The organism is Clostridium sp. CTA-7 (genome assembly GCF_054768095.1).
Window position 1 is genome coordinate 64,136 of the sequence record NZ_BAAAAV010000005.1, and the last position, 21,547, is coordinate 85,682.

The 21,547-nt window shown below is 27.9% G+C and carries 17 protein-coding genes and 1 other annotated feature; of the genes, 4 read left to right on the forward strand and 13 right to left on the reverse strand.

The window, feature by feature from the left end; all coding sequences use genetic code 11:
• Window positions 1-12: 12 nt before the first annotated feature.
• From ACYUEX_RS11435 to ACYUEX_RS11445, 3 genes are all read right to left on the reverse strand, one after another.
• Window positions 13-918, reverse strand: a complete 906-nt coding sequence (locus ACYUEX_RS11435) for a glycine betaine ABC transporter substrate-binding protein (protein WP_460288272.1) — start codon at window positions 916-918, stop codon at window positions 13-15.
• Complete coding sequence (locus ACYUEX_RS11440) at window positions 918-1,559, reverse strand: ABC transporter permease (RefSeq protein ID WP_460288274.1); 642 nt, start codon at window positions 1,557-1,559, stop codon at window positions 918-920. Before ACYUEX_RS11440 ends, ACYUEX_RS11435 begins: the two co-directional genes overlap by 1 nt.
• Before the next feature lie 165 nt (window positions 1,560-1,724).
• Window positions 1,725-2,426: a DNA alkylation repair protein gene (locus ACYUEX_RS11445; RefSeq protein WP_460288275.1), complete on the reverse strand. Its 702-nt coding sequence runs from the start codon at window positions 2,424-2,426 to the stop codon at window positions 1,725-1,727.
• 161 nt (window positions 2,427-2,587) lie between these two features.
• Here ACYUEX_RS11445 and dusA point away from each other — a divergent pair, with 161 nt between their 5' ends.
• Window positions 2,588-3,634, forward strand: coding sequence for a tRNA dihydrouridine(20/20a) synthase DusA (gene dusA / locus ACYUEX_RS11450; RefSeq protein ID WP_460288276.1), 1,047 nt, complete (start codon window positions 2,588-2,590; stop codon window positions 3,632-3,634).
• 54 nt (window positions 3,635-3,688) lie between these two features.
• On the opposite strand, the gene ACYUEX_RS11455 is transcribed toward dusA, so the two are convergent.
• Window positions 3,689-4,024 carry a winged helix-turn-helix transcriptional regulator gene (locus ACYUEX_RS11455; protein ID WP_460288278.1) on the reverse strand — a complete coding sequence of 112 codons (336 nt, stop codon included), beginning with the start codon at window positions 4,022-4,024 and terminating at the stop codon, window positions 3,689-3,691.
• A gap of 126 nt (window positions 4,025-4,150) precedes the next feature.
• On the opposite strand from ACYUEX_RS11455, the gene ACYUEX_RS11460 reads away from it, so the two are divergent.
• The gene (locus tag ACYUEX_RS11460; RefSeq protein WP_411168325.1) at window positions 4,151-4,663 is read left to right on the forward strand and encodes a flavin reductase; all 513 of its coding nucleotides are present in this window, start codon (window positions 4,151-4,153) and stop codon (window positions 4,661-4,663) included.
• A 111-nt stretch (window positions 4,664-4,774) separates the two neighbouring features.
• On the opposite strand, the gene ACYUEX_RS11465 is transcribed toward ACYUEX_RS11460, so the two are convergent.
• Together ACYUEX_RS11465 and ACYUEX_RS11470 are read right to left on the reverse strand one after the other, a co-directional pair.
• On the reverse strand, window positions 4,775-5,380 hold the full coding sequence (locus ACYUEX_RS11465) for a YczE/YyaS/YitT family protein (protein WP_460288280.1): 606 nt from the start codon (window positions 5,378-5,380) through the stop codon (window positions 4,775-4,777).
• Between the two features lie 93 nt (window positions 5,381-5,473).
• Window positions 5,474-6,664 carry a phosphopentomutase gene (locus ACYUEX_RS11470; protein ID WP_460288282.1) on the reverse strand — a complete coding sequence of 397 codons (1,191 nt, stop codon included), beginning with the start codon at window positions 6,662-6,664 and terminating at the stop codon, window positions 5,474-5,476.
• Between the two features lie 362 nt (window positions 6,665-7,026).
• Here ACYUEX_RS11470 and ACYUEX_RS11475 point away from each other — a divergent pair, with 362 nt between their 5' ends.
• The gene (locus ACYUEX_RS11475) at window positions 7,027-7,761 is read left to right on the forward strand and encodes a GntR family transcriptional regulator (protein WP_460288283.1); all 735 of its coding nucleotides are present in this window, start codon (window positions 7,027-7,029) and stop codon (window positions 7,759-7,761) included.
• Window positions 7,762-7,827: 66 nt separating this feature from the next.
• On the opposite strand, the gene ACYUEX_RS11480 is transcribed toward ACYUEX_RS11475, so the two are convergent.
• From ACYUEX_RS11480 to ACYUEX_RS11510, 7 genes are all read right to left on the reverse strand, one after another.
• Window positions 7,828-8,439, reverse strand: coding sequence for a cyclase family protein (locus ACYUEX_RS11480; RefSeq protein WP_460288284.1), 612 nt, complete (start codon window positions 8,437-8,439; stop codon window positions 7,828-7,830).
• 245 nt (window positions 8,440-8,684) lie between these two features.
• Window positions 8,685-9,137, reverse strand: a complete 453-nt coding sequence (locus tag ACYUEX_RS11485; RefSeq protein WP_411170712.1) for a GNAT family N-acetyltransferase — start codon at window positions 9,135-9,137, stop codon at window positions 8,685-8,687.
• 460 nt (window positions 9,138-9,597) lie between these two features.
• Window positions 9,598-9,828 (reverse strand): small acid-soluble spore protein Tlp, encoded by a 231-nt coding sequence (gene tlp, locus ACYUEX_RS11490; protein ID WP_460288285.1) that lies wholly within the window; start codon window positions 9,826-9,828, stop codon window positions 9,598-9,600.
• 238 nt (window positions 9,829-10,066) lie between these two features.
• Window positions 10,067-11,413, reverse strand: a complete 1,347-nt coding sequence (gene brnQ, locus ACYUEX_RS11495; protein WP_460288286.1) for a branched-chain amino acid transport system II carrier protein — start codon at window positions 11,411-11,413, stop codon at window positions 10,067-10,069.
• A gap of 110 nt (window positions 11,414-11,523) precedes the next feature.
• Window positions 11,524-11,782: a binding site (T-box leader), on the reverse strand.
• 119 nt (window positions 11,783-11,901) lie between these two features.
• The gene (locus tag ACYUEX_RS11500) at window positions 11,902-12,243 is read right to left on the reverse strand and encodes a zinc ribbon domain-containing protein YjdM (RefSeq protein WP_460288288.1); all 342 of its coding nucleotides are present in this window, start codon (window positions 12,241-12,243) and stop codon (window positions 11,902-11,904) included.
• Between the two features lie 353 nt (window positions 12,244-12,596).
• Window positions 12,597-17,225: a phosphodiester glycosidase family protein gene (locus ACYUEX_RS11505; protein WP_460288290.1), complete on the reverse strand. Its 4,629-nt coding sequence runs from the start codon at window positions 17,223-17,225 to the stop codon at window positions 12,597-12,599.
• 542 nt (window positions 17,226-17,767) lie between these two features.
• Window positions 17,768-20,650 (reverse strand): ABC transporter substrate binding protein, encoded by a 2,883-nt coding sequence (locus ACYUEX_RS11510; protein WP_460288291.1) that lies wholly within the window; start codon window positions 20,648-20,650, stop codon window positions 17,768-17,770.
• Between the two features lie 232 nt (window positions 20,651-20,882).
• Between ACYUEX_RS11510 and ACYUEX_RS11515 the strand changes: the two genes are divergently transcribed.
• Window positions 20,883-21,524 (forward strand): undecaprenyl diphosphate synthase family protein, encoded by a 642-nt coding sequence (locus tag ACYUEX_RS11515; protein ID WP_460288293.1) that lies wholly within the window; start codon window positions 20,883-20,885, stop codon window positions 21,522-21,524.
• Window positions 21,525-21,547: the final 23 nt, after the last annotated feature.

Genomic DNA, 21,547 nt, shown 5'->3' on the forward strand with positions numbered 1-21,547 from the left:
ATCCCTCTTGTTTTATTTTAATAATCCCTTACTTGTTAAAAATTCCTTTGCTACTTCTCTTTCATCTTTTTTATTTGTTTCTACCTCATAATTCAGCTTTGCCATTTCACTATCATTTATAATATTGTCCATCTTCATTAAAACTTCTTCAAGTTCTTTATATTTCTCTAACGTATCATTACGTACTACAGTTCCACAATAATATGTTTGATAAAAATTCTTATCATCTTTAAGCACTACTACATCTGAATTAGATAATTGACCATCTGTAGTAAAAACATTCATCACGTCTATATCTTTTGAGTTTATAGCTTTATATTTTAAACCTATGTCCATATCTGATGCAGATTTAAATTTTAAATCATAGGCTCTACACAGTGCATTATAACCATCGTCTCTTTCATAAAAATCATATTCCGCTCCAAAATTTAATTCAGGTGCATGATCTTTTAAATCTGAATATGTTTTTATATTATATTTTTCAGCGATATCCTTTCTAATAACAAGGCCATAGGTATTATTAAACCCATATAATCCAACCCATTTTAACTTATATTCATTGTCATATTTTTCAGATAATTCCTTATACAAAGTTTCATCATCTGGTATTCCCTCCTCTTTTAGTACAAAACTCCATCCTGTTCCTGTATATTCTGGATATAAATCAAAATCACCTTTAAGTAATGCTGGATGAATATTACTTGTTCCACCTCCAACACCCTTAGTTATTTCTACTTTCAAATCTGTATTTTCTTCAATAAGCAAAGATATCATTTCACCTAATATTAATTGCTCTGTCATTGGCTTTGTTGCGATTTTAATAGTTCCATTCCCTTTAGATTTAGAGCACCCAGCAAGACTTACTAGAATTATGGATATAACTATAAATGAAACTTTTTTCAAATATCTTTTAGCCATTATTCTAACCTCCATTTTCTTTTAATTATTTTTTCAATAGTCCCTATTATAAAATCTATAAATAAGGCTAAAACTGCAATAAGTAAGCTTCCTGCAATAGTCATAGTTGAGTTATTTGTTGTTATCCCCCTATAAATTGCAACTCCAAGGCCTCCTGCTCCAATAAAGGATGATATTCCTCCTAATGCAATAGTCATTACAACCATATTTCTAAATCCAGACAACACTACTGGAGTAGCCAGTGGCAGTTTAACTTTATAAAGTATTTGAATCTTAGTGCTTCCCATACCTTTAGCTGATTCTATAATTGATGAATCTATATTATTTATTCCTGTATAAGTATTTCTCACCATTGGAAGTAATGCATATACTGAAAGTGCTATTATAGCTGTGGTGTTTCCTATTCCTGAAAATGGTATTAAAAATCCAAGAAATGATATAGATGGTATTGTATAAACAAAATTAGTTATTGCTATTACAAAAGATGATGTTTTTTTATACTCACTTATAAATACTCCAAGAGCTAGTCCCACTGTTGCTGCTATGATAATTGAAATGCCTGAAATCTTTAGATGCTCTAAAGTAAGCTTTAAAAAGAAATCACTTCTTTCAATATACAACTTAACTAATTCTTCAATCATAAATTTCCTCCATTTATTTAGTAAAATTTTTTATAATCATTATATTTTTATTATCATTAGAAACTTTCCTCTCATTTTTATATGATAAAAATATAAAATATATTACTAATTAAGTTAGTATACAGAAAAAGGACCTACAGTTTTAGTAGACCCTTTTAAATTACATTAACATATACATCTTTTTCTCTTTTTTCCCACTCTACCCATATTTATTATTTTTTCTATACTATCCTTGGCAATAGGTACTTTACAGCTAGTTTTTCCCATATCTACTTCAACTTTTCCTATATTAATAGCAACTTCTAGTGCCTTAGTATTCAATTCTGTTATATAAGCTCCGGCACTAATTACAAATCCATTCATAATGTATTTAACTCTATTTCTCTGCTTATGAATATTTTTAGATATACATTCTAGAAGTTCCTCTATTTCAGTTAAATTAATTTCATTACTAATTGATATATAATTACTGTATGTACTCCATCCGCAGGTAGCTATCATCTCATTCTCTGAGTTTATCCACTCTTTTGCAAGCTCTACTGCAAATTTGCTTTCCGCTGCAACCCTAGCCACTGTATACTCTGAAGTAGCATAACAATTTGATTTTTTAACCCAATCTTCTAATAGGTCCTTAGTAGTATTCTTTGGATTTATAGACAATCCAGCTAAATACATAGCATCATAATTTCCTGTATTATAAAGCTCCTTAACTAAATCATCATCATTTTTTATATATTTAACTAACTTTTTCATGTCTGTTATTTTAACACCAAATAAAGGCTCACAAATTCCATGATTCATCAATGTTTTTTTAGTTTGATCTGTTCCAAGCTCTTTAAGTTTTTCCATTACCTCATTTAATTTCATATGTTTTCTCCTATAAAATAGTTTTTACTACTATCATCTTAATTTATATTATTATCTTATATTTTATCACATTTTACTTTTATTACATTGCTATTTTATTAATTCTATATGCTATAATAATAAAAACTATAGTAGTTAACTTATAAGAAAGGAAACAAATGATGGAAAAATATATTTCAAATATAAAAACTCCTAAGATAAGTATTGCTCCAATGGTAGATAAATCCCATAGGCATTTTAGATATTTTTCTAGACTTCTAACTAAAGATGCCCTACTTTATACAGAAATGGCTACAGCACAATCAATAATAAAAGGCGATAGAGATAAGATTCTTTACTTTAGAAAAGAAGAAGGTCCTGTTGCTCTTCAAATAGCAGCTTCTAATCCTAAAGATGCTTATAAGGCAGTTAAATTAGCTGATGATTATAATTATAGTGAGATTAACTTAAATTGTGGTTGCCCATCAGATAGAGTTTCAGGTAACTTAATGGGGGCTGCTCTAATGTCATCTAAAGAGTTAGTTTATGAAATACTTTCTGCAATGAAAGAAGCAACAAATAAGCCTATTACTATAAAACATAGAATAGGAATAGATGGAACAGGTGTAATAGATGATCCTAAGTCTAAAATAATAATGGATGGATATGAAGATTTATTAGAATTTTTAGATACCGTATCTAAAGCAAAACCTGATAGATACACTATTCATGCACGTTCTGCTATATTAAAAGGACTAAGTCCAAAGGATAATAGAGAAATACCACCTCTTGACTATAATATGGTCTATAAACTAAAAAAAGAATTCGATTATCTGAATATAGAAATCAATGGTGGCTTTAAAACTTTAAATTCAATTAAAGGAGCTCTAGAAAAAGTAGATGGAGTAATGATAGGAAGAGCCTCTTATGAAGATTGTTACCTTTTAGCTAACTTCCATAAACTTTATGAAGATAATCAAAACATAAAAACTATTTCAAGAGGAGAAATTATTAAAGCTTATACTCCATATATTTTAGAAGAACTTGAAAAAGGTAGTAGTGTCCATGCTTTAATTGCTCCACTTCAAAGTTTATTTCAAGGTCAAAAAGGAAGTAAAAAATATAAGCAGCTATTATCCTCTTCTAATGTAAAAAAAGAAAATATAGCAGAAATACTTAATAATATTCTTGAAATAATGCCTCAATCAATTTTATGGGAAAATAATTAAAGTATCTTAATTAGATGAGAGTAGATTTTATATCATACTCTCTTTTTTATTTATTTAATTTAAAGATCTACTTTTGAAATTTTCTCCTCCCCAATGGCACATTTCATTTAGAATTGGCATAAGAGACCATCCTCTTTCTGATAAGAAGTATTCTACTTTAGGAGGAATTTGACTATACTCTTTACGTATTATTATATTATCATTTTCAAGTTCCTTTAATTGACTACTTAGCATCTTATGAGTAATACCCTTAATGGACTTCTTTAGCTCTCCGTATCTCATAACTTCACATTTAGATAACCAAAACATTATAACCATTTTCCATTTGCCACCAATTATAGATAATGTATATTCAAAAGGTTCTGTGTTAACTTCTATTTTTTTATCCATTTCATTACTCTCCTTTTGGTAAGTATCTTACTTTAAAGTGCATACTATTTTTTTTACTATATCTATATAATAATGTATATAGACAATATTTTCAAAATAAAATAAATCACTAAGGGGGAACATATTATGAATACTATTAAAGAAATTAGACCTGAAGATTTAAATGAAAGTGCATTTCAATTAATAGGTAATGACTGGATGCTTATTACAGCTGAAAAGGAAGGTAAAGTTAATACGATGACTGCTTCCTGGGGTAGTTTTGGCATTATGTGGGGGAAAAACGTTGTTTCTATAGTTCTAAGACCTCAACGCTTTACTAAAGAGTTTATAGATGCTTCTTCTACATTTTCACTTACATTCTTTGATAATAGCTTTAGAAAAGATCTAAACTACTTAGGAACTGTATCTGGACGAGATGAAGATAAGCTTTCTAAAACTAATTTAACAGTAAGCTACTTAGAGGACACGCCTTACTTTGAAGAAGCTAAACTGACTATTATATGTAAGAAGTTATATGCTCAAAATCTTGAACCTGAGTGTTTTATAGAAAAAGAACTAGATAAAAAATGGTATCCTCAAAAAGACTATCATACTCTTTATATAGCTGAAGTTGAAAAAATATTTATAAAAGAAGAGTAGATAAAAAACAAACTATTACTATAAAAGTTTAATATAGTAATAGTTTGTTTTTATATAAAATGTGTTTAATATCTATCAGATTTATCTCTAAAAATATTATTTTTACTAAAATTAATATTCATTTATTAATCTTAATTTTTGTATTCTTCCAAGCGATTTCATAGTTTCTTGAATTATATATCCCATTATCATTAAAGCTATTATTGGTCCAATACTAAGCTTAGCCCCTAATAGAATTCCTATAACTAAAAATGATAAATCAAACATATATCTTACATATACTAATTTAATATTAAACTTATTAACTAAAGCTAAAACTAAAGCCTCATAAGGTCCTCTTCCAAAATTAGCATAAGTATATACTCCTAGTCCCACCCCTAAACAAATTAAACCAATTAAAAGTAATGCTATATTAACAGCCATATTATTACTTCTAAACCCATGAGCAATAAAGTAATCAGTTGATACTCCAACTATAAAAGGATTTACTATTGTACCGATATTTATTTGACTACGATCCATTACTAATACAATAGCTAACATAATAGCTGAGGTCAACATTGATGCTTGACCTAAAGTTATATTCAACACCTGTGATATTCCAGTCCATAATAAGGTAATTGGATCTACCCCTAAACCTGAATTTACTGCAATTGATACACCAAGACTTACTAATATAGAACCTAAAACAACCATTAACAATTTAAATCCCTTCATAGGTATACTCTCCTTTGATTTATCTTTTGTAAAATTGATTTAAAAGCATTATTTAGGTAACGAATGAAACTAATCTATTTAATTTTATTTAATCTAATTTAATTTTTGTAAAACGGATTCTCCAATAGTATTTTGTGGCATTTTCACTTCAAAATTTTCTGCTATTGTAGCTCCTATTGAAGCAAAACTATTACATACATCTAATACTCCATTACCTTTCATTGAAGGTGAGTAAGCTAAAAATGGTACGTATTCTCTTGTATGATCTGTTCCAGTATATGTTGGATCATTTCCGTGATCTGCAGTAATAATTAATAAATCATCTTCTCTAAGCTTGTTTAATAAATTGTCTAACTTAACATCAAAATTTTCTAACTCTTTAGCATAACCTTGTGGGTTTCTTCTGTGTCCCCATAATGAATCAAAATCAACTAAATTTACAAAGCATAATCCTTCAAAGTCTTTATCCATAATTTCTAATGTTTGCTCCATACCATGTACTGAGCTTTTTGACTTATGTGATTCTGTTATTCCTTCACCATCAAAAATATCATTAATTTTTCCTACAGAAATAACATCATACTTATTATCTTTTAATACATTTAATACTGTTTTTCCAAATGGCTTTAATGCATAATCATGTCTGTTGCTAGTTCTTTTAAATTCTCCCTTTTTCTCTCCAACATATGGTCTTGCAATTATTCTACCAACCTTCCATTCATCCTTTAAGGTTATTTCTCTTGCAATTTCACAACATCTATATAATTCATCTAATCCAAAAGTTTCTTCATGTCCACATATTTGTAATACTGAGTCTGCTGAAGTATATACAATCATATCTCCAGTTTTCATTTGATGTTCTCCAAACTCGTCTAAAATCTCTGTACCACTAGCACTTTTATTTCCAACTATATTGTGACCTGTTCTTCTAGTTAATTCATCTAATAATTCTTGAGGGAATCCTGTATCAGTAAATGTTTGAAATGGCTTTGTAATATGCAGCCCAACCATCTCCCAATGGCCTGTCATAGTATCTTTACCTGTACTTGCTTCCTTCATTTTCATTTGATATCCTAATGGGTTTTCTTGTTTTTTCAAATGCTTTACCGGACGTAAATTTGCAATTCCTAATTTTTCAAGGTTAGGAATTTTAAAAGATTCTACTGATTCTGCAATATGTCCAATAGTATCAACATTTACATCTCCATACTCCTTTGCGTCCTCCATTTCTCCAACACCTAATGAGTCTATTACAACTGTAAAAATTCTTTTATATTTTTTCATGTTATTACTCCTTTCAAATGTGACTTCATTTAATACTATAAGTTAATAATATTATTTTATATTAGTATTTGTTTTAATTAAATTAATTAATCTGAAACTTTTAATTAACTAAATTATACCATACTAGAATATATAATACACCACTAAGCTTGTCTATTAACTTGTCTATTTTCTATATATTTATAATACTACATCCCACATATTCCGGTCAACGTTTTCATATTGAAATTTCTTGCGATTTTATTGAAATTTCTTGAGGTTTTATTAGATAAATTTGATAAATTATTCTATAATTATATTATAATAAATAAAAATTCAAACTTGTATTAAACTTGTTTATTTATATAGAAAGAGGTTACATTATGAATAAAATCAATATTATTGAAAAATCAAAAAAATTAAGATATGTTGAAGTCTATAATAAATTATTTAAGATGATAAATGAGGGAACCTTTCCTGATAATTGTAGACTACCTTCTGAGCCTGATTTAGCAAAGGATTTAGGGGTCAGTAGAACAACCCTACGTCAAGCATTATCATTATTACAAGATGATGGGTTAATAAAAAATATTCGTGGAAAAGGAAATTTTATTATTAAAAATCAAAAAAATGAAAGTGTTGGCCTTGAGAAAGTAGGACATATTGTATACAAATCTTTAGAGGATAAAATAGATTATGTAGAAATAGATTTTCATATAGAGCCTCCATCTGATTATTTTATAAAGGTTTTAGGTAGAAAGCCTGTTGCAGCAGTAAATATTGATAGATGGTATATGTCTAATGGAAATGCTCTTGCATACACCTATACAGTTATACCTATTGAAACTATCTCTGCCTTTAACATAGATTTAAATAATAATGATGAGTTTCTTAAATTTATAGAAAATGATATTTATACTCAATGTAGCCATAGCTCTATAGATATTAAATTTTCATCCTCAGGCAAGTTTGCAACTAAAAAATATTCTATTTCATCTGAAAAGCAATATTATTTAATTGAAGAATCTATATATAAAAATAGTGAACATCCAATTGCTTTTAATAAGCATTATTTACCTTTATTAAATGCATCAATTAAAATTCATACATCAAAATAAATCTATACAATAAAAAATGAACTATCATTACAAAACAAAGTAATATAATGATAATTCATTTTTTATCTAAAATTCTACTAATATTCTAGTTGGTAATCCATCAATTCCTTCTATTTTCATTGGTAAACAATACACTTTAAATCCTTCTTCTGGTATTTTATCAAGGTTAGCTAAATTTTCTATAGTATAAGACTTATGCTTGCCTAAGTATACATCTATTAATCCGTGATTTCTTCCTCTTCCTAATCCTAAAGCATCTATTCCTATCATATTTACTTTTTTGTCTACTAAGTATTCTATTACCTCCATAGATATTTCAGGATGATTATTATATTTCTCTTCATCTTCAAAATACTTATCATAGTTAGTTTGAAAAAATACATATACTCCTTCTTTCACACGAGAAAGATCTAGATCTGTTAATTTAATTTCTCTATCTGTTATACTAGAAACATCAAATTTTATCCCATCTGATATTAACCTTTCATTTTCAATAAAAACATCTACTCCTATTACATCTATATGAGTTCCCATATTATGTGTATCACATGAAAATGATATTGTTTTATACTCACTACCACTTTTTGAATATCTTTTAACAGTCTCGACTTTTAAAGGTTCTGATCCATCTCTATAAACTCTTCCTATTTTTGTTGTTTGTGTAATATCAACTATCATATACACCTCTCCTTTTGTCAATTATTACAAAATAAATATTAATAAAAAATCATTATTTTCATTATTATCTTAATTTTATCATAAAAATAAAGTCAAGAATATTCATGTTATATTCTTGACTTTATAATAACTATCTTTGTAATACTGAAAATTTAGCATCATTTATAAATATGCTATTTATTAAATCATCATCTACTAATTTTAAAGTTCCTTAGAAATATTCTAAGGAACTAAAAACATATATATTAAAAGCATTTTGCCATTTTTATTATTCTTTCACCTAAAAGTACTTTATCAAATACTTTATCATAATCTAGCTTTTCATAGAATTTACTTACATTTTCATTTTTAGCTAGTAACGATATTCCATCATAATCTTCTTTTTTAGCAACTTGTTCTGCATATTTCATTAGCATTTTTCCTATTCCAAGGCCTCTTGCTTTTTCATCTGTAGCTATGTTTGAAATATATAGATTTCCTCTTCTGCACTCTCTAAATAGCATGTATTTTATTCTAGTAACTATATAATAGAACTTTTCGCTAAAACCTTCCATTTTCTTAAGTTGCTTAAAGTCAGTTTTTATACTTAATCTATCTAGTTCATCATAAGGTATTAGTATCATAGCACCTAATATTTTTTCATCCACTTCAGCCACTGTTATATACTCTGTGCTATATCTTGAACCTTTTGTTTTTATTAAAGTTTTTAAGTTATCTAAACTTTCCTGTTTAGATTCTCCCCCTCAAACATAATCAGGATGAACTTCTGTGCAATAAATAAGATTAGCTATTGCATCAACATCTTGATATGTTCCTTTTCTAATTTTTATATTATTCTTTTCCATATTTATTACCTCCCATACAGAAATTTTATTAACTGTATGCTTTTATTATATAGAAATAATATATTTTTTTCATTGCTATTTATACTGTATTAATAGTACTAATGTGCTTAAGTTAGTTTTGCTATACATTTATAAAACGTATAAAGATACTGTAAAAGCTGTACCTATATAACTAAAGCTTAAAATCTTATATCTTACAAGAAGTTCTAAGTTAATATAAATTTTTAAGGAACCTTTATGGTACAGCTTTTACTACTATAACTATTATCTAATAATCTGATGAATAATGCTATTTTTAAGAATTTTTATTTAATTATAAACCTTCTTTAACCTCATTAGCTATTGCTTCATCTTTAATTTCCTTACGAAGACCTTTTAGAGATTTTTCTCTTCTTTCATTTCTTTCTTCTAAATTTTCTCTAGTTTTAGGATCATCTGTTTTTTCAATCATTTCATTAGCTAACTCAATATTTCTTATTGTATTGCTAATATTATGTTGAATTCTATCTACATTATCTCTTCTATCATCTGGGTTGTGCTTCATTTTAATTCCTCCTTACATAATTAAATTTCATTAATATTTTGTTCAATGTCCATCTATTTATTCGCAGTTAGTCTACTAAAACTTTTAGCAAATATTTAATTATTTATATACTTTTACTTAATTAAGAAATTTAAAAGAGCCCTAAAAGGCTCTTAAATTTTTTATAATTTTCTACAAAACGAAAAATCTCCTTAGATATATTTATTCTATAGCTAAAGAGATTCTTCTATAATATATATTAAATACTTCTTTCCTCACTTAAAACTTTGTTTCTCTTAAAAGCATCTTGTACAAGCTTAATAGTTAGTCCTAACCCCATTCCTATTAACGCTGGAACAAACCATGCTAAACCTTCACTATAAAAAGGTAGTTCACTAACAAGTCCTGTAACAAAACTTAATTTTATCCCAACTTGTCCTAATGCATCAATTACACTTACAGTTCCAGTAAATAATATAGTTAGTTCATAAACTGTATGACTTTCTTTAAAGACAACATCTAACATTGAAAGTACTATAAGCATTATTGATATTGGATAAATAGCATTTAATACAGGTACTGATACAATAAGAATTTTTGTTAATCCCATATTAGCAAGAAGCATACTAGAAATAGTCAATATTCTAACCCAATTTTTATATGATATTTTATTACTTAATGTTGCAAAATATTGACTACATGAAGTTATAAGTCCAACACAAGTTGTTAAACACGCTAAAGTAAATATTAGAGCTAATAATAAAGCACCTGGCTTTCCAAATATATAAGTTGTAACATTGGTTAAAGTTTGTGCCCCATTTTCAGCCATTGCGAATCTACCTCCACTAGATGCCCCTAAATGTGCTAGTAGAGCATATATAATTGCTAATAAAATCCCCGCAATTACTCCTGCCTTTATTGATGAAGATACTACTAATTTTTCATCCGTAACTCCTTTTGATTTTATTGCTAATGCAATAACTATACCAAAATTTAAAGCTGCTATTGTATCCATAGTTAAATATCCATCTAAAAATCCTTTAATGAAGGAAGATGTAGCATATTCTCCTGTAGCAGCTCCATAACCTCCTAAAGGCTTAAAGAAAGAACCAACTACCATAACTAAAATTAAAAGTAGCAAAACAGGAGTTAATACCTTTCCCATATGATCTACTAATTTATTTGGTGATAAAGAAAGCCAATATGCCACTATAAAAAATACTAATGTATATAGTAATAAAGCTAAAGTATTTGATATACTACTTGGTAAATATGGTGCTACCGCCATTTCAAATGGTAAGCTTCCTGCTCTTGGAATCCCTAAGCAAGGTCCTATTGATAAATATATTAGTATAGTAAATATAGTTGCAAATACAGGATTTACTCTTTTAGCTAAGTTAGTTAGACCTCCTGATTTAGCAACGGCAACTACTCCAAGCACTGGAAAGCCTACTGCTGTTATAAAAAATGAGCTCATAACTATCCATGTTTTTTCACCTGCTGCTTGACCTACAAATGGAGGGAATATTAAGTTTCCAGCCCCAAAAAATAAAGAAAAAAGCATAAGTCCTATAAGTAATAAATCTTTTCTTGATAAATTTTTCATATTAAATTTCCTCCTAATTAATAGTTTACTTTCATTTTTTAATTAATAATCTCACCTTCGATATCCATATAAAGCCCCCTTTTAAAAATAAAAAAACCGTCCCTTGAAAAACAAGGGACGGAATTATCCGCGTTACCACCCTAATTCTATAAATTAAACTTATATAAATAAGTCCTTTATAGCTCTTAGTTACGTATCTATCAATACGCTTATCTTTTAACGGTGAAAGACTCCGGCAATACTTACTAAAAATTCAGCACTGCTTCTCAGAGATGATATTCAGTTAAATCTTGAACATTGGCTTTCAGCAAAACACCAACTCTCTGTTGAACAAAATAATAACCTACTTTTTCTCTTCATAGAATTTATTTTAATTTCCATTTATTTCTTAATATACTATACCTGTTTATATTTCATGTCAATACTTTTATTAATAAAATTTTAACATTTATTTTTAGATATTTTTTTGAATTAGTTAATTACATCTTTTATATCTTCTTAACAAACTCTGATTTTAGTTTCATAGCACCAAAACCATCAATTTTACAGTCAATATTATGATCTCCATCAACTAAACGTATATTTTTTACTTTTGTACCTTGTTTTAATGGTGCTGAGCTTCCTTTTACTTTAAGATCTTTAATTATTGTTACAGAATCTCCATCATTCAAAATATTTCCATTTGAATCTTTTACAATATTTTCATCTTCACTATTTTCATTTCCTGAATCTAAAGTCCACTCATAAGCGCATTCTGGACAAATTAAAAGGCTTCCATCTTCATAAGTGTATTCTGAACTACATTTTGGACAATTTGGTAAATCAGCCATAATTTCATTTCCTCCATTCATTGTTAATAATTCTAATTATAAGAATTACTTTAAATTTTTTTTGCACTTTTATAATAATACAATTAATAGCTTAAAATTTGCAAAAAAATATATAAGGAATTCCTTATATGGTTATATACTATCATAGTCCCTTTATATTGACAAATACTCTACTAATAGTACCAATTATAATTTATTACACTTATTTTTATCAGAATAACTACAGCTACAACTACATTTATTCTCTTTCAAATACTATTGGAATCAAAAAAGACTGTAGGAAGAAGTTCTTCCTACAGTCTACAACTCAAATTTATAATATAATAATTTAATTAAAATCAGAAAAGTAATTTTTATATTATATCTTTCTTAACCTTCTTGCTTAAAGAGGCTCCTAACACTACTAATATTACAGCTATTATAACTAATGTATTTGAGCTATATGGTGTTCCTGTTTGAACCAACTCTCCTTTTCCTAATTCTCCTTCTGAGTTATTTGTATTATTATCTTCGAATTCATTATTATTTCCATTATTGTTATTATTATTTTCATTTCCGTTGTTGTTATTATTTTCATTACCATTGTTACCATTATTGTTTTCTTCAGTATCAGATCCATTCCCGCCATTTTCCTCTGACTTTGAAATTGTGAAATTAACTGTTTTAATAGATTTATTTCCAAATTTATCAGTTGCAACTACAGTAAGTTCATATTTACCCTCTTTAGATATTTCTTCTCCATTATATATTTCTCCGTTTAAAATTATTGATACTTCTGCTTCTTCATCAACAGATACTTGGATTTTAACCTTAGAGTCAATATATACTTTATTATCCTCTACACCATTTATAGTTATTTCAGGAGCTTTTTTATCTAAACTAAAATCATCTATTATTGTTCCATCAGTTTTCTTTGCTACTATTCTAGCTTCACCATTGTTAAATTCTAAAGTAGTGTATATTCCTGTGTTTTCATCGTTATACACTTCAAAGCTTCCATCGTTAACAGCTTGATAATGTTTTTGCCCTGTTGTACCACCAACTATATATATTGCTCCTTCATTATCTTCTACCCCATTTTTTAACTTCTTTGTTCTTCCATAAGCATGATCATGTCCTGAGAATACTAAGTCTATTCCTAGCTCATCTACTACTGGAGGTAACATTTCTTTAATCAAAGCATTTCCCCCATCTGGATTAGTATAATATGGTGGCTGATGTGTTAATAAAACTTTTAGCTTTTTATCTGAATTTTTAACATCCTCTTTTAACCACTCTAGTTCTTTTTCTAAAAGTTCCTTGTCTGATGTAAAACTAATTACACTAAAGTGAACATCATTATAATCCACCGAATATACACCACCAATATTCTCATCTAATCCATTAGTTGGGTTATTAAATATTGCTTTTCCTTTATCTCCATTAGGATCCCCCATATATTCATGGTTTCCTAAAAGATGTATTGTATCAATTGAATTAATATTACTGTACTTTTGGAAAAGTGATGTTACCCAGTCCCATTGTTGGAATATTGATGAATCGTCAATAAAGTCTCCTAAATGTATCATTGCATCCGCATCACTATGCTCTGTTTCAAGAACATTAAGGATTTTATCTAATTCTGACAAACCTTGCTCTGATGGTGATTGAGTATCGCCAAGAATAATAAACTTCATATTTTCTTTATCTTCTAATGTAGTAAACTCCATAAATTCGGACCAATTCTTGCCATCACCAACTCTACACATATAGGTTGTACCTGGCTCTAGCTCTGTTATTTTTGCTTTATTGGATCTTACTATACCATTTAGATCAATATTGCTATTACCAGCAAAAGTAAGATTTTTATATTCACCTTCAACTTCTTTTGTACTTATTTTATTAAATAACCCTTTAGAATTATATTTAGACTTTAATATATATTGAACCACTACTTTATCCTCTGATGTTAAAGGATTTGACATCCATGAAATTGATTTTTCTGTTTTTGCATCTTCACTAGTTCCAAATAATATATTTGATGGATTTTTATCTTTTAATGGTGCATAAGATTGTGTTTTTATCTTTGTAGAACTTAAGCCATCCTTCTCAGCATATATAGAAATTTTCTTAACAACATCTGTTAGTTCACTACTTTTAACTAAGCCTTCAATATTAGTTTTCCCTAAATCAACTTTAGTTCCATCCTCTTTTTCCATTACTAAATTTGCATCTTTTACTGCATTTCCATCTGTATCTGTAACCTTAATAATACCTGGTTTTCCTACTAATATTTCTTCTATAGATATATTAAAAGGACTAATTACTGGTATGCTTGTTATCTTAGAAGATGATGTTCCTACAAAATTATTATCCTTTTCTGTAACATATTCTATTGTGGAATTAATAACTTCAAAACTTACATCTGAAGGAATTTGAACTGTATTGGATATATTTACTTTTATATCTGCTATTATATCTTCCTTATTTATCATTGATATATTTTCACAATATAGTTCTAATTCTCCAGTATCTTTATTATATTTCCAGCCTCCATTTTGTGTTAAGCTTGAGAACTTAACTTCTTCTACTGGAAACTTATTATCTATCTTAATTTTTGCATTTATCTTACTTATATCCTTTCCCCAATTTGATTTTAAAACCAAATTAAGGCTTCCACCTAATACTGCCTTATTGTCTTTAGCTTCAATAATAATCTTTGGTGAATTTGTATTTACAGTAAAATATTCTGTCTTTGTAGTTTCATTTCCAAAATTATCTTGAGCTATTACATCTACTCTATGAGTACCATCTGCCCACTTATATCCTGATAAAGAAACTGTTCCATCCTTATCATAAGAAAAATGTCCTTCTTTTTCTGTATAATCAATTCCATCAACTTTTACTCTTACTCTATCCCAATTAATACCGCTCTTATATTGATCATTTTCATAATCATATAGCTTAGCTGTAATATTAACAGCATTATTAGTATAATCTTTATTTGCTATATTAATTGACTCTATTACTGGTGAATATAAATCATCTACTTTATTTCCGTACACAGCTCTAATATTATCTACATAAATTGTTCCCTTTGTCATAGGTCCTTCTCCTGGAAGTCCAGACTTTAATGACATCAATCTTATAGCTTGAGTAGAATGCATAGAAAATGGTCCTATATATGTCTCTGGTATTTCAGCCTCTATATACTTCCACCCCTCCCAATCTATCCCTGGCCTTTGATCTACTAAATCTATAGTTTTACTTTTACCATCACCAGCTATTAAGTTCATTCTTAACCAATAGCCCTTAGCTTCTTTTGTAGCATGAACCCACATTCCAATAGACTTTGGACTACCTTGAATTTCAATATTTTTTCCTGGACCTGCATAAACTCCAAGAGTAGTTCCTGTTTGTGCATTAATAAAATCATAATTTAGTTTTAATGAATGAGTATCAAATCTTGTAGGTTCATTTGGATATGTTGTTAGGCCAAGTGAAGCGCTTTCCCCACGATTAGCTGTAGACGTTTTCCATTCACCTAAACCTTTTTCAAAATCCTCTAACATTATTGGCAATTGTCCTACAGTGACATTTATACTGGCAGATAAATTTGTTCCTTTTAATATAGCTTTAATTTCACCTGAAGAATTCTTGTCTGATGAGTGTAGTACACCATCTTTATCTACAGTACCCATTCCTTCTGGAATTTCCCAAATTATATCATCTTCATCACATTTAACATTTCTTTTATTAAATAAAGTATTTAACCCCAGATTCTTACTTTGATTTTTATCAATACTTAGTTCTTTACTATAAAAGCAAATTTCATCTGGTTTAGATATTTCAAAATTTGTTTCTCCTACTACGTTTCCATTATAGTTTAATAATATTTTAGCTTGTCCCTCTTTTCCAGTTGATGTAAATAAACCTGTAGCAGAATCTACCTCCCCAAAGGAATTATCAGAAACCTTCCATGATAACCCTTCTTGTGGTAATGTTGCTGAAGTCCCAGCAAAATCCATTCCCTTAGCAGTAAATTGTATAGTAGAATTTGGAGTAAAGCTCTTTTCATTTGGTTCAATATAAGCTGAATTAAACTCATGTGTTACAGCTTCTTTAGATACTATCATCCACGAGTTAGCAACACTTCTTTCTGAATTATCAGATGGTCTATTTTTAACATCTAAAGTATCTGTTCCTGGTATTCTAGATAAATGCGTTGTTGAACCTCCACCATCTAAATTAAGTGCTTCAACAGCTCCCATAGAAATCATCAATTCTGCCAAATCTTTCATTGATGCTCCTGCTGAATATGGTTCTTGTCTTCCATCCAGAGTTAAGAAGAATACGTTTCCATTAGATTTTATACCTACTGCTGTTCTAGGCTCCTTATTTGCTCCAGTATCAGTAGTTTCAAAAACCTGTCCATTTTTGACTAAAATAGCATTTCCACCTAGAGCTTCTTCTAGATTTCCTTTTACTTCATTAAATTTATTACTATCTCCAATTACTGGGGTTCCATCTTTTAATATTCCGAAAAATTTCCATCCAGGTGCTTGTTCTTTAATTACAACTCCATCCTTTACAAAAATCCCAACAGGCTCTCCTGTTGCCATATTATAAAAGTCAGCATTTACTCCTGCAACTACTTGCTCTCCCTTTGCTAGAAGAGCCTCTGCTTGTTTTCTTACCGGTTGTAAACCATATGCACTTTCATCATTCGGAGTTGCTGCTTCTATACTCACATTTTTATTATTGATATCTACTTCTATTACAAAGCTTTCAACTCTTTTACCAGTTACATCTTCAAAGGTATACCCCTTTTCAGTTACTCCTGGTGCCAACTTTACACTATAATTATTTATTGGCTTAGAAATTGCTGGTGATGATATTCCAAAATCACCTAATGCTTTTACACTAGTTGGTGGTATAAAGTTAATTAAAACAGAAAGAGAAACTAATAAACTAGCAATTCTCATTTTTATTTTTTTGTTCATAAAACATCCCCCTATAAAAATATTTATTAATCTATTTCAAAACTCTATATAATTAACGATATAGAGCTTTAAATACTTTTACATACAGCATTTTCATCACTCAATGTGGAATACATTAATTAAATATAAAATAAATCATCTGAAAAAAGAGAATAACTTATATTTTACGATACTATTTTGAACTTAACAGATAATTAAATATATGTTAAATTATTGCTAGTTTTTTTGAAAATTTATATAAATTGGAACTTATTTTAAATTTCTTTGATATATTATATTTTAAAAAATTTCCGTTTTTGTATTTCATAGTTTTATTTTTTTAATGAAATGTAATTACATATATTAGTTTATCATATACTCTTTGCATTTGTAAATATTTTCCATAGTTTTTTATCTAAAAATTATTTCATTCTATATTGTATACTTTAATATCATTCAAAAACATATTAAATACATAAGTGTTACTTAGCATTAACCTAATTTAAATCACTTTTAATCCTACTAAATAAGGACAAAAAATAAAGGACGTAAACTAACACCCTTTATTTTATAAGTAATTCAAATTCTCCTGGAGAAACTGGTTTACTAAAATAGTAACCTTGTATTTTATCACATTCAATTTCATTTAATATATCTAGTTGCTCTTTTAATTCTACTCCTTCAGCAACTACAGTAATATTCATTTCATGTGCAAGTTTAATTATACATTCAACTATATCCTTATCATTTTTATTTGTATGTATATTATCTATAAAGGATTTATCTAGTTTTAATTTATTAATTGGAAGCAATCTTAAATAGTTTAATGAAGAATATCCTGTTCCAAAATCGTCTAAAGCAATCTTAACTCCTAAATCTCTTATATCCTTAAGAATTTTCAAGTTTTCTTCTATATTGTTCATAAGTATACTTTCTGTTATTTCTATCTCTAAATATTCAGGTGGCAATTTAGTTTCATTTAATATTTCCTTTATTGTATTTAGAAAATCTTTCTGATAAAGTTGAGTGACAGAAACATTAACAGATATGTGTACAGAATTAATGCCCTTATCAATCCAATACTTAGTTTTTATACATGCATTTTTAAGAACCCATTCCCCTATTGGAACTATAAGCTCTGTTTGTTCTGCTAATGGAATAAACTCAACTGGAGATATACTTCCAAATTTAGCATTTGCCCATCTAAGTAAAACCTCGGCTCCTTTAACTTTACCATCAGTTAAATCTACTTGCGGTTGGTATAATAAGTTAAGCTCAGATCTAACAATAGAATTTCTAAGCCCATCTATTAATTGTGATTTTCTTATTATATCTTTAGACATTTCTTCACTATAAAACAAATGTCTGTTTTTCCCTTTTTCTTTTGCTTTATACATTGCTATATCTGAATTTTTAAGCAACTCATTTTTGGTTAAAGCGTCCTTTGGAAACATGCTTATTCCAATACTTGCTGTTGTAAATACCTTTTTATCTCCTATATAAAATGGCTTTTTAAACAAATCTAATATTTCTATAGCAACCTTTTCTATTTCTATTTTGTCTTTAACTCCTAATTTTAATATAAGAAATTCATCTCCAGCAAGCTTACATATAAACTCATTATTTTTTAAACTTTCTGAAAGTCTTCTTGAAACATTTTTTAAAAATTCATCTCCATAGTCATGTCCTAATGTATCATTTATATTTTTAAAATTATCAATATCTATTAGAAATACTGCTCCTTCATTACCACCTTCTACGCATTTTAACAATTCATTATCAATGGTCTCTAAAAACATATGCTTATTAGGCAAACCTGTTAATTGATCATAGAATGCTAAAAATCTGTTTTTCTCTTCTGTTTTTTTTCTTTCAGTAATATCAGATATAGAACCAGACATTTTCACAGGTTTTCCCATACTATCTATTAAAGCCTTCCCCCTTACAAAAACCCACTTTATTCCACCTAAGTTATCTAATATCCTACACTCCACCTTAAAATATTGAGCCTCTTTATTTAAATGCTCATAAAATAAGTTTACTACTTTTGATATATCCTCTTTAATTACTAATTTTTTTAGTATAAAACTTATATCATCACTATAATCAATTTTATAGCCAATTAAACTTTTAAATTTATCTGATACATAATATTCCTTATTTTTAAAATCATATTCCCATATAATTCCATCAGAACCATCAATAGCAAGTTTATATCTTTCCTCAATTATTTGAAGTTCATTGTATTGATTTTCAAGAGACTCCTCTGTAGCTGCAAGTTCTTCATAAACTGCATTTAGTTCCTCATAATTTCTATTTAACTCTTTTTCTGTTAAAATTCTTTTTCTAATATTTGAAATTAATAATATTATTACTATTAAAAGAAAAATAATTAATCCTATTATTATATGTATTTCTAGCTTATAATCCTCATAAACAGAAAATGGCTTATTTATTATTTTATAATTGCTTGGTAATTTATCTATATTTATTTTATACTTACTTAATTCATTATAATTAAAAATAAATTCACTTGGAGATTTTTTAATAATTGGTATGTTTTCTACTTTTTCTCCTTTTAAAATTTCAGCTGTTATTTGCGCTGCTACTTTACCTTGACTATATCCATCTATAACTTTTCCACCCATTATTTTATCGGTTAACAAAACATCCCAACAAACATAAATAGGTTTATTAAATCCTTCTAATGAATTTTGAAGTCTTTCATATGCTATGTATTCTCCATCTTCTTCTTTTAACTGTCCAATATTTAATACTGCTGTTTTTTCGCCTAAGCTATCTATTTCTTTTAAAGCTTCTGTTACTTCTAAATCTTTATAAAAATAAAATTTAACATTAGGACTAAATTTAGATATAACCTTCTTAGCTAGTTCTTCATTAATTTTTCCAGTGGTTGTACTATCACATATAATAGCTATATTTTCTATATATGGCTGCATATATAATATACTGTCTATAGTGGATTTAACATCTATTTCTTCAACTATTCCAGTAAAATTAGTTTTACCCTTAAGCATATCTTCATTAAAATCATTTATCCCACAAAAAACTATAGGTGAATCTCCAAATATATCTTCTCCATAACTCACCATAAAATTTAATGCATCGTTATCTGAGCATATAATTACATCAAATTTAGTATCTTTATATTTATTTTTATAAAGTTTATATAACATATTTATATATTTGTCACTTCTATTGTTTTTTAAGTCCATAAATTCATAATATAAAAGTACACTGTTATTAGTGTCTAATTCGCTTTCTATACCCCTTTGAATATCCCTAGTCCACTGAAGTTCTTCGCTATAAGAATTTAAAATTAATACCTTTTTATTTTCCTCAGCTTTTACAGGTAATTTAAAACTGAATAATATCCCGCAAAATATTATAGTGAAAATAAAAACTTTTTTAAATTTCCCCTCCAAAATATCCCTCCCTATAAAGATATAGATTTTGATTATTTAAATTATAATTTCTATTTATTTTTATTAAATTGCAAATCATTTTTCCATTTTAATACACTTTTTACCATAACTAATCATTTTAATTATACTTAAAATACCCATTCTTTTCTACAATAAAAAACATAAATTTACGTTTATTTCACATTCTTCTGGATAAACTACTATTATAAATTTTAACTTTTATGGAGGAAATATGAGAGTACCAGAACATGTTGGAATAATTCCTGATGGTAATAGACGTTGGGCTTTATCAAATAATCTAACAAAAGATAAAGGATATGAGTACGGGATAAATCCTGGCCTAGAATTATTTAAACTTTGTCAGAAAGAAAATATAAAAGAAATAACATTCTATGGTTTTACTGTAGATAACACTAAACGACCTTCTGAGCAGAAGCTTGCATTTATCAAAGCTTGTATTGACTCTGTCATGCTTTTGACAAAAGAAGATTGTGAAATATTAGTAATTGGAAATACTGAATCAAAAAATTTTCCAAAAGAGTTGCTTTTATTTACTACTAGGCAAAAGTTTGGATCTGGTGGTATTAAAGTAAACTTCTTAATTCACTACGGTTGGGAATGGGATTTGAATTTATTAAAAGAATCTCATTCCTCCAAAAAGCACATTTTACCTTATATACATTCAGAGGACATTTCTAGAATTGACCTTATTGTAAGATGGGGAGGTAGAAGAAGGCTTAGTGGATTTTTACCAGTTCAGTCTGTTTACTCTGACTTTTATGTAATAGACTCTTATTGGCCTGATTTCACTTCTAAGGATTTCTATAATGCTTTAGAGTGGTATAACGAACAAGATGTTACTCTTGGCGGTTAAAAAACTAACTTTATGAAAATGTA